General features: G+C 57.1%; 14 protein-coding genes. 5 read left to right on the top strand and 9 right to left on the bottom strand.

Going from position 1 to position 13180, the window contains the following annotated elements:
• Positions 1-176: 176 nt before the first annotated feature.
• From ACI48J_RS03035 to ACI48J_RS03010, 6 genes are all read right to left on the bottom strand, one after another.
• Entirely contained in the window at positions 177-611 is a 435-nt protein-coding gene (locus tag ACI48J_RS03035; RefSeq protein WP_405081606.1) for a BrxA/BrxB family bacilliredoxin, read from the bottom strand.
• Positions 612-736: 125 nt separating this feature from the next.
• A complete protein-coding gene (locus ACI48J_RS03030; RefSeq protein ID WP_405081604.1) occupies positions 737-865 on the bottom strand; it encodes a hypothetical protein in 129 nt (42 codons plus the stop codon).
• A 275-nt stretch (positions 866-1140) separates the two neighbouring features.
• On the bottom strand, positions 1141-1839 hold the full coding sequence (locus ACI48J_RS03025) for a PspA/IM30 family protein (protein ID WP_326052706.1): 699 nt from the start codon (positions 1837-1839) through the stop codon (positions 1141-1143).
• A 2-nt stretch (positions 1840-1841) separates the two neighbouring features.
• Positions 1842-2357, bottom strand: coding sequence for a PspC domain-containing protein (locus tag ACI48J_RS03020; RefSeq protein ID WP_405081602.1), 516 nt, complete (start codon positions 2355-2357; stop codon positions 1842-1844).
• 3 nt (positions 2358-2360) lie between these two features.
• Positions 2361-3023 carry a PspA/IM30 family protein gene (locus tag ACI48J_RS03015; RefSeq protein ID WP_405081601.1) on the bottom strand — a complete coding sequence of 221 codons (663 nt, stop codon included), beginning with the start codon at positions 3021-3023 and terminating at the stop codon, positions 2361-2363.
• Positions 3024-3058: 35 nt separating this feature from the next.
• Positions 3059-3352, bottom strand: a complete 294-nt coding sequence (locus tag ACI48J_RS03010; protein ID WP_326052709.1) for a LiaF transmembrane domain-containing protein — start codon at positions 3350-3352, stop codon at positions 3059-3061.
• Positions 3353-3578: 226 nt separating this feature from the next.
• On the opposite strand from ACI48J_RS03010, the gene ACI48J_RS03005 reads away from it, so the two are divergent.
• Both ACI48J_RS03005 and ACI48J_RS03000 read left to right on the top strand, forming a co-directional pair.
• A complete protein-coding gene (locus ACI48J_RS03005) occupies positions 3579-4643 on the top strand; it encodes a metallophosphoesterase family protein (RefSeq protein WP_405081599.1) in 1065 nt (354 codons plus the stop codon).
• A 287-nt stretch (positions 4644-4930) separates the two neighbouring features.
• Positions 4931-6205, top strand: coding sequence for an NAD(P)/FAD-dependent oxidoreductase (locus ACI48J_RS03000; protein WP_405081597.1), 1275 nt, complete (start codon positions 4931-4933; stop codon positions 6203-6205).
• A gap of 506 nt (positions 6206-6711) precedes the next feature.
• Here ACI48J_RS03000 and ACI48J_RS02995 read toward each other — a convergent pair.
• The 3 genes from ACI48J_RS02995 to ACI48J_RS02985 all read right to left on the bottom strand — a co-directional run bounded on the left by ACI48J_RS02995 (position 6712) and on the right by ACI48J_RS02985 (position 9225).
• Positions 6712-7194 (bottom strand): hypothetical protein, encoded by a 483-nt coding sequence (locus ACI48J_RS02995; protein WP_405081595.1) that lies wholly within the window; start codon positions 7192-7194, stop codon positions 6712-6714.
• Positions 7195-7292: 98 nt separating this feature from the next.
• Positions 7293-8513 (bottom strand): ABC transporter permease, encoded by a 1221-nt coding sequence (locus ACI48J_RS02990; protein WP_405081593.1) that lies wholly within the window; start codon positions 8511-8513, stop codon positions 7293-7295.
• Between the two features lie 13 nt (positions 8514-8526).
• Positions 8527-9225 (bottom strand): ABC transporter ATP-binding protein, encoded by a 699-nt coding sequence (locus ACI48J_RS02985; protein WP_405081591.1) that lies wholly within the window; start codon positions 9223-9225, stop codon positions 8527-8529.
• A 132-nt stretch (positions 9226-9357) separates the two neighbouring features.
• On the opposite strand from ACI48J_RS02985, the gene ACI48J_RS02980 reads away from it, so the two are divergent.
• The 3 genes from ACI48J_RS02980 (at position 9358) to ACI48J_RS02970 (ending at position 13094) form a co-directional block, all read left to right on the top strand.
• A complete protein-coding gene (locus ACI48J_RS02980; protein ID WP_217561302.1) occupies positions 9358-9672 on the top strand; it encodes a hypothetical protein in 315 nt (104 codons plus the stop codon).
• Positions 9673-9872: 200 nt separating this feature from the next.
• Positions 9873-10826 (top strand): aldolase catalytic domain-containing protein, encoded by a 954-nt coding sequence (locus ACI48J_RS02975; RefSeq protein WP_326053782.1) that lies wholly within the window; start codon positions 9873-9875, stop codon positions 10824-10826.
• A 171-nt stretch (positions 10827-10997) separates the two neighbouring features.
• Positions 10998-13094, top strand: coding sequence for a hypothetical protein (locus ACI48J_RS02970; protein WP_405081589.1), 2097 nt, complete (start codon positions 10998-11000; stop codon positions 13092-13094).
• The last annotated feature ends 86 nt before the right edge of the window (positions 13095-13180 follow it).

The raw sequence follows: 13180 nt of genomic DNA, 5'->3' as shown, positions 1-13180 counted from the left end.
CAATTCCTCCGGGCCGGGCTATAGTCTGATATGCTCAACGTGTTAGGGCCACATGACTAATTTAAGCCGTATGCCGCGCGAAGCCCTCCCGCCGACAAGAAAAAAGCCCCCGCTTCCGTCAAAAGACGGCCGCAGGAGCTTGCTTATTCGGAACGGACCGGTTAACGGTCTCGTTCTTATTTGCAGTACTTTTCGAAGGCGTCCGTCAGATCGCCGGCAATCATGTCGGCGGAACGGTCTTCGATCTGGTGGCGCTGGATAAAGTGCACCAGCTGACCGTCTTTAAACAGCGCGATCGAAGGCGACGAAGGCGGATAAGGCGCCAGATATTCGCGGGCTTTAGCCGTCGCTTCTTTCTCCTGACCGGCGAAAACGGTGTACAGGTGATCCGGCTTCACTTCGTTCTGCAGAGCTTTGGCAACGCCGGGACGGCATTGGCCCGCCGCGCAGCCGCAAACGGAGTTGATAACGAGCAGCAGCGTTCCTTCCGAATTGTCAAGCGTTTCCGCTACCTGCTCCGGCGTCAGAAGTTCCTTCACGCCGATGCGAGTCAGATCCTCACGCATTGGTTGTACCATGTCTCTCATATATGAGTCAAAAGACATCACCATAATCGGTTCACTCCCCTGTGATCAATGTCATGGACATTTTCTTTTCCAATTCTATTATACAATCGGGGGAAAAGAAAGCAAAGGGGCCGAACAAGATCCGTCGCGGCCGCAAGGCCTAAATGCCGCTACGTCGCGGGAAAATTCGGTCCGCTCAGTTTTTTGTCGACGCCGTCTGATTCGGACGGGGTGCTTTTGCGCTGTTTATTTTCTTTTTCGTGAATATCCTGCTCTTTGGAATTGTTGGATTTAGCCATTCGGATTCATCTCCTTTCTTTTCCGTAGTATGCGCACCGCATTGGAGGGCAATTCGCTCTACCACCTGTGCGGAGCCGCGTCGCATGATCGGTCAATCAACCAGGGAGCGGACAGAAAAAAAGCCTCCGGAGTCCGATCTCCGAAGGCAAGTCAGGTATAGCTGTGCAAGAGGTGCCGCTTATTGCGGCAAGAACCGGCCGGAGGCGGCGCGGAATTCCTGCTCTGAATTCCGGCGCCTGCCGGTCAGTCATAAGGCTTCTGCGAAGCCGATTACTTACTTCTCGGCTTTCGTACCGCCGATTTTGTTCTTCAACTGCTGGAGCTGCTCGTCGACTTTAGCCTGCTTGGCGGAATCGGACGGGTTGTAGCTCGACGCGCTGCTGTATCCGGATGCCGGTACGTAAGGCTTGCGGGCGATTTCCGCTTCCACTTCCAGCTGGATGATTTTCTCTTCGATACGCTGGAAGCCTCTGGAGGCATTGCCGCTTTCGATCACGCCGTTATAGCTCACTTGCGCCATTTGCTTTTTCGCTTTGGCCAGCTGTGTGCGGGCCACAAGCTCATTGCGCTTGTTGCGCAGCTTATAGTACTCGTCTTTCATGTCGTGAAGCTGTTGGGTCAGTTCAGACGCATGACCTTTGGAAGCTTCGTGAAGATCGGTATACTCGGCGATTTTCTCGTCGTGGTACAATTTCTCCTCGAGCGCTTGGCGTGCCGCTTGCTCCTCGCCGTCTTTCAGCGCGGCTGCCGCTCTGCCTTCACGGTCGGCGGACAGGCGTACGCTTTCTTCCAGGCGCTGTTTCAGCTTGCGCTCGTTGGCGATTTGCTTCGCCACGGTCACTTCCGCTTTCGCGATTTCTTCTTCCATGTCGCGGATATACTGGTTGAGCATAACGACCGGATCTTCGACTTTATCCAATACCTCGTGAATAGACGCCTTAGTCATATCTTTAATTCTCGAAAAAACTCCCATGTTTATACATCTCCTTTGGAATTGTTATTAGTTGGTTTTTGTTGCTTTTCCAGACGGTCGAGTTTGCCGCGGAGCTCTTCGATTTCGCGCTGCATCGCTTTTTTCTCGATATCTTTCATCATTTCATCAATATTGTCAGCCTTGGGCGCTCCGAAAGAGGAACCTGCGGCGGACTGCTGTCTGCCGTGTTTAGCCTCTTTGCCGTTCCAGCCGTTGTAAGCCTGGTTGCCGCCGTAAGAGCCGCCGTAGTTATTGTTACTCGCGTTGCCGTAAGGGCCGTAGGAGTCTCCGCCGTACGGGCCCGGTCCGTAAGGACCGCGCGGTGGGTCGAAGCCCGGTTCCTTCGGAACGATAAAGCTGGCGATGAAGTAAAGCAGGATCAGCGAACCGCTGGTGATGAACACCGCGACGACTGTGAGCAGCCGCAGCAGGGTTGCATCGACGTTCAACACTTCCGCAAGTCCGCCGCAAAGTCCCGTTACTTTCTTGTCGGTGCGCGAGCGGTATAGTTTTCTCATGTATTATGACTCCTCCCGGTTAATCTTGCGGCGCAGCGCCTCAAGCTCCTTCTCTAAAGCCGGATTCGAGTTCTCTGAGCCGCCCTCCCGGGTTGTACGGCGCAGGTCGCGAAGGACGTGTGCCTGCATCTCCATATCGGATACGTGCTCTTCCATCCGGTAAAACATGCGGGGCGACGAGGAACCGTCTCCGTAACCCAGGCGTGAGTTCAGCCGCTGCTGAAGTCTGGCCGACTCCATGCGGGCCATGTAGTAGCCCCGCTTGTCGAGTACTTCCTGGTAATCGGCGCGCATGGCCTGCAGCTCTTCTTCCAGCTCGGCGGCCGACTGTCCGGCCTGCTCGTAGAGGCCGCGGTACTGGTCGCTGCGCTCTTCGGCCTGAAGCTTCTCGTGAAGGATCAGGCGGGCCATATTCTCTTCGCCCGCTTTCAGGGCGAGTGCGGCCTGCTGCTCGCGTTTCTCTTTCGTTTCCAGTGCGCTTAAGTATTGTTGTCTCAGCGAGGAGGCATGCGCCGTACACTGCTGATACAAACGCTCGCTTTGCATAAGCTGTTCTCTCTTGGCCGAGAGATATTGGTCGATCAGGCGGATGGGATCTTCGCTTTCTTCCAGCCGCTCGTTCAGCGTTGCTACCGTTATATCACGAATTCGTTTCAGAATGCTCATTGTATTTACCACCTTCTTTTATCAGCGTCTTGGGCTTAGGAATTGGACGTGCCTTTCAGCATCGATACACCGAACGCGATCATGGCGACAGCGATCAGGATAATGAACAATGTCGTCATTTTGCCTAGAAGGGCGAAGATACCGAGGAGGGCGATTACCCAGCCCAGCTTGCTGCCTCTCTGAATCCCGAAGTAGCCGACCACGATCATGCCGATCGGAATCAGGTAGCTCATAATCGGACCCAGGTGAATGCCCAGTTTGCTGAGAATCAGCCAGGCTCCGAATGCGATCAGCACGATCGCGAGGCCCATGTTAGGATTGCGTTTCATCTTTTTGCGTCACCGCCTTTCGTTGTCGTTGTCTTATGTCTTTATTCTAGTCGACAGCGGCATTCGCCAAAACGGACTCGCGGCGGTTTTTGGTCCTGGACCTAAGTCGGGGCCGATATCCGACCTCAGGATAACCGGGCTCCGGCCCGGGTCGTACGCATAAAAAACAGGCGGCAAGAAACACTAACCCAAATGACCCTGACAATGGAGACGGAGGTGTTGTGCCGTGAAACATTTTCAGCGTGCCGCCGCGCTTTTCCTGGCCTGCTGCACAGCCGTCTGCCTCATGCCGTCGGACCGGCAGACGGTCCCTGCGGCAGAAGCTCTGCTTGCCGCAGCGCCATCGCAGCACTCCGGGCAGCAAGCCGGAGCCGTGAACGGCGCACCGGCGGCTTCCCCGGTAGAGACGCCATGGGCGCTGCTGACGTTCTCCGTGCTGAGCGACATTCACATCGAGGCGCACGACAAACGTTCGCAGGATCTCCTGCGGACGGCTTTACTGGATCATGCGGCGCTAGCGCCGGACAGCGGCATGATGGTGCTGAACGGCGACTTGACCGACGGCAATCCGGCGGATTACAACGCGCTGGCAGCGGTGCTGAACGCCACGCCCCATCCGCCTCTTCATGCGACAATGGGCAATCACGAGTATTACCGGATGTGGCGTACGCCCTTCGGCTCTATCGATACGAGCCGGCTCAATCCGTTCTGGTCCACACGCGAGGCGGTCGGTTTGTTCACGCGCTGCTTCGGCTACGAGAAGCCCTACCATGCGGCGGAGATGGCCGGATACACGTTCATCTTCCTCAGCGGAGAAGGCTACCGGGACGTCGTCAAAGATGCCCGGGAGGACGCTTACTTGTCCGCGGAACAGATGAACTGGCTCGGCGGACGCTTGTCCGAGGCTTCCCGGACGCACCCCGGCAGGCCGGTCTTCGTCTTCCTGCACCAGCCTCTTGTCCATACGCTGAAAGGCTCCGGGCAGGAGCGGGGCGTAACGGACTATAAGGCGTTCCGCCGCGTATTGGCGGAGTATCCGCAGGCCGTTCTTTTCTCCGGCCACTCCCATTTAGACTGGAGTCTTGGCGGTCAGGCCGTCCAGAACGGCTTTCTCTCCGTCGGGTCCTCCTCGGTACGGAAAGTGCTCGATTTCCATCAAAAGCCGGTAAATCCGGCTAAGAGCGAGAGTCTTCTTGTACAGATATATCCGGACAAGCTGGTCATCCGGGTCCGGGAGCATTACAGCCGGTCGTGGATCGGCACCTACGTTCACGAGCTGAACCCGTCCTGAACAATCAGCCGGGCTTTGGCGCCTTACCTTTTATACGCAGGTGTCCGTTTCTGCGTTGCCGTTTTAAGCTGACCTATATAATAAGAAAAGAGAGAAAGCCGCGCGGTCTTTTCGATCCCCGGCTCGCCTCGGAGACTGCTGCGGTTCGCCCCTTCCCTGATCGTCCGCCGCTCCCTTCCAATTTTGCCTCCATAACCCTTCCAAGGCGCGGTCCCTACCGGTTTGAAAAGCGGACGATCCGTGATATGATCGAATAAAATCCGAAGGTTCAGGGAGTCTACAACTACATGATTTACGATGTCATTATTATCGGCGGCGGTTCGGCGGGTCTTATGGCCGGCGTCGCCGCAAGCGCGGACGGAGCCAGCGTGCTTCTGTTGGACAAAGGCGACAAATTGGGCCGGAAGCTCGGAATTTCGGGCGGCGGACGCTGCAACGTCACCAATAATAAGGAAATGGACGAGCTCATCCGGCACATTCCCGGCAACGGCCGTTTTTTATACAGCGCCTTCTCTCATTTCAACAACCAGGACATTATCGCTTTTTTTGAAAATCTCGGCATCCGGCTGAAAGAGGAAGACAACGGGCGCATGTTCCCCGTTTCCGATAAAGCCAAAACCGTCGTAAATACGCTGATCCGCCAAGTGCGCAGTCAAGGCGTAACCATCCGGACTCACTGCTCCGTAGACCGCGTGCTTTACGAGGACGGGCGGACGACCGGCGTGCGGCTGCAAACCGGAGAAACGCTCCGCGGCAAATGCGTGATCGTCGCTTCCGGCGGCAAGTCCGTGCCTCACACGGGTTCGACGGGCGACGGCTACGCTTGGGCGGAGGCGGCCGGCCATACCATTACCGAGCTTTTTCCTACGGAAGTGCCGCTCACTTCGGCTGAGCCTTTTATCAAAAGCCGGGAGCTGCAGGGCTTGTCGCTGCGCAATGCGGCCCTTACCGTATGGAACGCCAAGGGCAAGAAGCTGATTACCCATCAAGGCGATATGATTTTTACGCATTTCGGGATCTCGGGCCCCATCTCGCTGCGCTGCAGCCAGTTCGTCGTCAAGGAACTCCGCAAGTCGCAGAAGGACAGCGTCGAGCTGACCATCGACCTGTTTCCCAACCAAAGTACGGAGGAAGTGTACGAGCAGACCTTGGCGCTCGCCGCGGCCGAACCGAAACGGGCGATCAAGAACGTGCTGAAGGGCGCCGTTTCCGAGCGGCTCATTCCGCTGCTGCTCCGTAAAGCGGAGCTGGACGAGGCGCTCACCCATGCCAATCTGCCCAAGCAGAACTGGATGGAGCTGAGCAAGCTGCTGAAAGCTTTCCCTCTCCGCGTTAACGGAACTTTGTCGATCGAGGAAGCCTTCGTCACCGGCGGAGGCGTGAACTTGAAAGAAATCGCTCCCAAAACGATGGAGTCCAAGCTGACGGAGGGCCTGTTTTTTTGCGGCGAGGTTCTGGATATTCACGGGTACACGGGCGGCTACAACATTACGGCGGCTTTCGCCACGGGTTATACGGCGGGCAAGCATGCGGCTATGCGGGCGGAGGAAGCGACTGTTTAAGGGACGGGACTGCGGCATAAGGAAAAAGGAGCCGTTAACCGGCTGCGATGCGGCACGAAAGGCGGAGAGAATCGGACGTACGATGCCGTCCCGTTGTTACCCATTGATCCCTCGGGAATCGGTAAGGACTTCTGGCAGCGGGCTGCCGATGGAAGCAGGAAGCTATCCCTGTAAAATGCAGGCTGTTTCCGCGCAAAGCGGGTGCTTCGAAGCGCCCGTCAGACCGGATGCCATCGCACGGCCAAGCGCTGAACAAACGGGACATTCCCGCCCCGTCTAAACCAAAAAAACCAACTCCTCCTTCCGGAGAGGCTGGTTTTTTTGTCGTTCTGGCGAAGGGAGTTCCGGCTGCCGCGGATCAGACTTGTTCCTGCCAGTATCCGCTGCCTCTTAATGATGACAGAGACCATGCCCGGCCCCACTCATGGGTCCCTCCGCCCCTGCTATGCGCCATGAACTCGCGGGACGACCGGCGGACGGCCGGGACCCGGCAGGACAGCTCCGTCTTATAAATGAATCCCGGCCGAGAACCGGTCCAGGTCGTCGTCGGACGGGTCAAACTGCCGCTGCGGCTCCTCGTACGAGCCGTCGGCACCCGCTCCCTCCGCGCCGGTATAAGCGCCCGGAACGCTGCCGAGCCCGCCCCCATCATGCACAGCAGCCAGGTCCTCTTCCGGCGCGTCTTCTTCCGGATCCTGGATCAAGTGAGCGGGGATCCGGATCGTGTCGAGATCGTACGCCGCCGCGTAAGCCTCCGGTTCGCTGTAGCTGACTCCGGCGGCAGGCGGCGCGTCGATCAGCTCTCCCGCATGGGCCTGGGCGATCTGCATGGCGGAGGCAAGGTCTTGACCTTCCACATGTATGTGCAGCACAGGCTTCCCTTCCGAAGCGCTGACGCCCGGCCGGTAACCCAGCTCAAACAACGTATCATAAGCAAGCCGCATATCCCGTTCCTGCGGAAATTCGAAAAATATCGGTGTATCGCTCATAAGGCATCCTTTCCGGTGCTGTCAGATCCGCCGTGCGCTCTTCGTATCCAAGCTCGCACGCTTGCCGGTCGCCCTTAGTGTTCGCCAAACCCTGGCGTTTAATACCAGATGGTTACCAGAAAGGCTGCCGCATACGCGGCGGGCACGGAAAGCACAAGAGCGGCGATCCCCAGCGGCAGCGAAATGCTGCCGCCCGCTACAAGACCGATCAGCGCAAGTCCTGGCACGGCCAGAGCGAACGACGCTTTACGGAGCGCCTCCTGCTTGCTGACTTCGCTCCACGCGAACATGCGGAAGAAGGAAGCGCCCAGCGTTTCTCGCGCGACCGACTTCATCCAGTAGGCCAGCACAAAAGCGGCGACAGCCCACAAAACGACGTGCATCGGGCCGGGAAGCCGCCATGCGGCGAACGCGAGCACGGCCGTCAGCTGGGCGTACAGCTTCCACTGGCCGGGCCGGCGGAGGACCGATTTGACGAGCGAATCGGCCAGAACCTCCGAAGCGCCCGTCCCGCGGACCACCCGCTGCGAGCGGCCCAGCACCAGCGGAGCCCGGCGCTGCCGCGGCTTCTTGCCCTCGACGATGCCGCGGAGCATCAGAGAGGCTAGCTTCAGCCTCGCCTCCCGCTCCCGCTGAACGTCGGGGTAGAACGCTCCCGCCGCCCGCAGACGGCGGCGGCCGAGCGGAACCGCGGCCGCAAGCAGGAGCGGCCCGGCGAGATAGCCCGCGGCAGTATCCGCCAGAATCAACTGGACGCAGGCCCAGTAGATGAGAAGGCCCGCCGCGAACAGCACGATGGAAGCGGCCACCCGCTTCCATCCCGCCCAGGCGAGCGCCGCAAGCTGGCGCAGCAGGCCCAGGTTCACCTTGGCCGCGTAGACGGCCAGGAACAGGGCCGCAAGCCTCAGCGCGCCGCCCGAGCCTTCCGCGCGCAGCAGGGGCAGCAGAGCGCCGGCCAGCAGAGCCGTCGTCAGCGCCTGCAGCCCTAGCGAGTACAGAAGCCCGCGGCGCTTGATCGCGGGCATCCAACCTTCGCTGCGGACGAGGAAGAGCTGGTCCGCTTCCTCGATGAAGAAGCGGACGGTGCCGGACCAGGCGAACAGATACAAGAAAACGGCGACCAGCGACGCCGGGATATAGCCGAACCATTCGGGCGGCGTCCGCCACCACGCCGAATAATAAATGAAGGCGAAAATCAGGGCCGGAACGATTAGATACACGGCCACCGTCCAGTCTACCGCCGTTCGCAGAATGCGGTACTGGTAGGTCCAGTCCTCGAACAGCCTCCGCTTGAATAATTTTGCCGGTGTCATGTTCATCTTCTCCCCCTCCTCAGACCAGCGCATGGAAGCAGTCGAAGAGAGTTCCGTCCGGCAGTCCCGATTCCTGCCGAACTTCGTCCAGCGTCCCCTGCGCTACGATCCGTCCTTCGCTGAGCAGCAGGAAAGAGTCGCAGATGCGCTCCGCGGTATCGAGCACGTGGGTGCTCATCAGAATGCCCGCTCCCCTCTCCCGCTCCTTCCGCAGCAGCTCCAGGAAGTCTTTCGTCGCTCTCGGGTCCAGTCCGATGAACGGCTCGTCGACGATGTACAAGGAGGGCCGGTTAAGGAAGCCGATGATGAGCATCACCTTCTGCTGCATGCCCTTGGAGAAGGCCACCGGCAGCCGGTGCCGGTCATCCGACAGCTTAAACTGGGCCAGCAGCGCCTCCGCCCGTTCCTCGAAGACCGGGCGCTCCAGCCCGTAGGCCGCCGCCGCAAGCTCCATGTGCTCCCACAGCGTGAGCTCCTCGTACAGCACCGGCTGCTCCGGCACATAAGCCACCGAAGCCCGCCCGTCGGCAAATTCAATGTTCCCCTCGACATCCTTCAACAGGCCGAGCATACTCTTGATGGTCGTGCTTTTGCCGGCGCCGTTGGGTCCGATCAGACCGATCAGCTGCCCCTCCAGGATACGGAAGTCGATATCCCGCAAAATCGCCCCGGAATCGCCGTATCCCGCCTTTTTTATATGAATCGAAGCTTTTTCCAAATAAATTCCTCCATTTCCGCATCCAGCCTGTGTCTATCCCTTTTCAAACGGGGTATGCATATTCTATAGTAGAAGTATAGCAGAAATTAATCCGGCTTCATGTTTTCGATTCTGAGTGTGAGGTGTCCGCGTATGCACAATCACAATTCCTCCGATATCGACAGCAACAAATCCGCCGCCATGTCCGCTTACCTGATTTTTTGTCTGCCGCTGATGGTTGCCAGGCATTCCAGATTCGCGATGTATCATGCGAACCAGGGGCTGCTGCTCCTGCTTTACGCGGTTTTCGCGCATCTGCTGCTCGTGCTGCTTCCGGGTGTGGAGAACCTGCTTATGCCTCCCCTGGACATCTCCGTCTTCGCGCTGGCTTTTATCGGGATACGGAACGCGCATGACGGCAGAATGAAACCGCTGCCGCTCATTGGTAAATTTGTTCTCGTCCGGTAAATCCGGACTTACAAAAGGCGATATGCGAGCCGGAACGTATGAAAAGGCGGAATCCCTTCACGGGAACCGCTTTTTTAATTGACCGTCTGTCAGTTCTTTCATTTGTCCGACAATTGCGCCGATTGATTGACAACCCTTATGAGATGCGTGATAATATAGCAAAAAGTTGAGCCGGTATGCGGCTTTTGGAGGGTACCGAAATGAAACACGATCAGCATAAAATTCTCGATTGTACGATACGCGACGGAGGACTCGTCAACAATTGGGATTTTAGCGTGGAATTTGTTCAGGATATGTATCGCGGCTTAAACGCAGCCGGCGTTGAATATATGGAGATCGGTTACAAAAACTCGGCTAAGCTCCTGAAAAGCGACAATGCGGGCCCTTGGCGTTTTCTGAATGAGGATTTCCTGCGTGAGGTGATCCCTACCAAAAACGATACGAAGCTTTCCGCGCTCGTGGATATCGGCCGCGTCGACGAGAACGACATTCTCCCCCGCGAGCAGAGCCAGCTGGATCTGATTCGCGTAGCTTCTTACATCAAAGATGTGGACAAGGGTCTGCAGCTGGTACAGAAGTTCCACGACATGGGGTACGAAACGACGCTGAACATCATGGCGCTCTCCCACGTGATGGAAAACGAACTCAACGAAGCGTTCGAGCTCATCAACAAAAGCCCGGTCGACGTGGTATACGTCGTCGATTCGTACGGCAGTATGAACCACAAGGATATCGACTATATGGTCAATAAATTCCAGCGTCTTCTTCCCGAGAAGAAACTGGGCCTTCATATGCATAACAATATGCAGCTCGCGTTCTCCAACACCGTAATCGGTGCCGAGAAAGGCGTCGAGTTCCTCGACACCTCCGTCTTCGGCATGGGCCGCGCGGCAGGCAACTGCACCACCGAGCTGCTCGTCAGCTACCTGAAAAACCCGCGTTACGACGTGCGCCCCGTCCTGGACCTGATCGAACGCCACATGGTCGCCATGCGCGAGAAAGTGGAATGGGGCTACATCATTCCTTACATGGTCGCCGGAACGCTCAACGAGCACCCGCGCGTAGCCATGGCTGTCCGCAACACCCCGGACAAGGACAAGTACGTCGAGTTCTACGACAAGCTGACGACGCCGGAAACTATCGCCAACAATTAATAGCTTAAAAAGATCCTTTCCTCCGGGAAGGGATCTTTTTTGCTTTTCCGTCTGCGGGAATTTAAAAATTGTTTTCTTTCTGTTAACTTTCGTTAATTTTCTTAAAAATTTCGGTTTGGTATAGTGGTCCATGGAAAAGAACGCCATCTTATTAACCACTGGAGTGAGACCATGTCTGCCAAAACCAAACACGATGCTTTCGAGGAGTTTTATACGAGGGCATCCAATCTCGGGCCGGCTGCCGGCACGTTTTTCAACGATAAAGCTTATCTTTTTTACAGTAACGGGAATTTGCTGGATCTCGTCTGTATGGAAACCTATCTCAATGACGATAAACAAGAAAAGGTCAGAACCGTTAACAGCCCCAACAAGAAGAAAGGGCCGCTCGGGATCGAGTATTTGACCAAAGTGGCCTATGGGGGCGACGGGGCCGGCGGAGGCTCGATACCCGCTCTGGCGGCGTGCGCGCACGAAGGCGTCCTGTATTTGTTTTACGCGGACCAGCGGGGCACGCTGTATCAAATGACCTCCACGGACGGAACCGTTTGGTCGCCGGCCCTTACCCTCAGCGAGCGTATGCGTCTTCGGCCCGGCGTCCGGTTCGCCGCCGTGTCCGCCGGAGCCCGCTTGTATCTCATCGGCTCCGGTGCGGACGGCATGCTGGCGCAGAACTGGACGGATGACGGAGGGCAGACGTGGGAGCGCAGCGAGGCCCGTGAGCAACGCCGGGGGAAAGACGGCAGGCCGGAAGAAATCGGCATCGCGGACGTCACTCATACGGCGGCGTGCAGCTACCGGGACCCCGGCGGCGACGTGCGGATCATGGTCGGCTACATTCAAAGAAGCCCGGATACGAAGTCGGTCATTCTCCGCAAAAAAGAAGTTCTAAAAACGTGGCTCCTGCTCCACGAAGAGAATGCACCGCCCCGGAAAGTAAATGAACCGCAGTCCATAGCGGAAGGCGACAACGTCAGCCACTTCGCGGTCGTTCCGGGCTCTATCGAGAACGGCTGCACAGGCAGCGTCCTTCAGTTGTTCGTCAGCGGCAAAACCGACAAAGACATCAAAGCGAGGAGATACGAATACTCCATCCCTTCGGGCCGCTGGTCGTCTCCCATTCCCCGGAACTGGGGGCATATGTCGACGCCTTCCGGGCACCATGTGGACGCTTTCCAGTTTTTCAAACCTGCGGACGAGGGACATATCCAGTCGGAAATCTGGTTTACGCAGACGTTCGACGGCTCCGGTATGACAAAACATCTCGGAATAGGCCGATACCGCTCCGACCGGCTTATCTTGACGGACACGTTTACGAACTGGGCCAACGATGACCATCTTACGTTTCTGGGCGTTGTGGAAAGCCCCCCTCCCCACGTGCTTAACGGCTCCGAACTTAAAGATTCCATCTGTTCCTTCCGGTTCAAGTGGTCGAAGGAGGAGCAGGCGGCGGTATCCGCGAAGTACAAATTCGGCGCTTCTCTCAACTTTAGCGGCAAAGTTCCGGTCGTAGGTCTCGGCGGCGAGCTGAAGATCGCTTATGAGCGGGCGCGGTCCGTCACTTCCGAAATGAAGAGCATCAAGGAATTTTCAATTGAACTGTACCCGTCTACCACCAAAAAAACGGCTACGCATTTGTATATCCGGCCCAACATAACCAGGCATACCTATAAACTAGCGGATTGGCAAAAGAATGACCTGGCTGTGCAGCTCAGTCTTTTCTCCGTATCGGATCTTAGCATCGAAGCCCGCAAAGGCAAAGCCTTGAGCACATTTCCGAAACAGCCCGATCCGAACCGCATCGAGAACTATGTGCGGCGGTTTACGGAACTGCCCGATTATACGGATAAGCGGCTTTCGTTCAGCATGCCGGTCAACTGGTCGGAGTCCATGAAAATCGAAGAAAATTTTATTAAAATCAGCAAAACCGTCACCTCCGTCTCGAACAGCGTATCCGTCGAATGCAAGCCTGCGGGCAAAGCGCCCGGCGACGTGTTTTCGATCGGTGTAGGGTCCAGCTTCATGTACACCTATGAAGTGAACGTATCCACCCAATTTTCATCTCAAATGGGCTGCACGGTCCGTTACCCGAATCCGCGGTCGGATGAATCGGACGATATCAGCGAAGTGAAGCTGCTTATGTATGTGTTTTACCCCGATAAAAATAAAACGGACCGCTGCTACTGGATTCCGAAGGAAACGAAAAACCAGTTTCCCTGGTGCGTGGCGTGGTCCGTGGATGAGCTGGTTAAGCAGGGCAGCGGCCAGTGAGGCAGCCGGACAGAACGGTGTGGGCATCTGCCGCCGAATCTGACGGGCCGGGTTCGAAGGCAGCCCCTACTACCGGCTTCCGGGGC

Origin of the sequence: Paenibacillus chitinolyticus, assembly GCF_045038035.1 — a bacterium.
Classification (GTDB): Bacteria; Bacillota; Bacilli; order Paenibacillales; family NBRC-103111; genus Paenibacillus_F; species Paenibacillus_F chitinolyticus_A.
The sequence above is the reverse complement of the archived record's forward strand: the minus strand, read 5'-3'. Positions and strand labels throughout refer to the sequence as shown.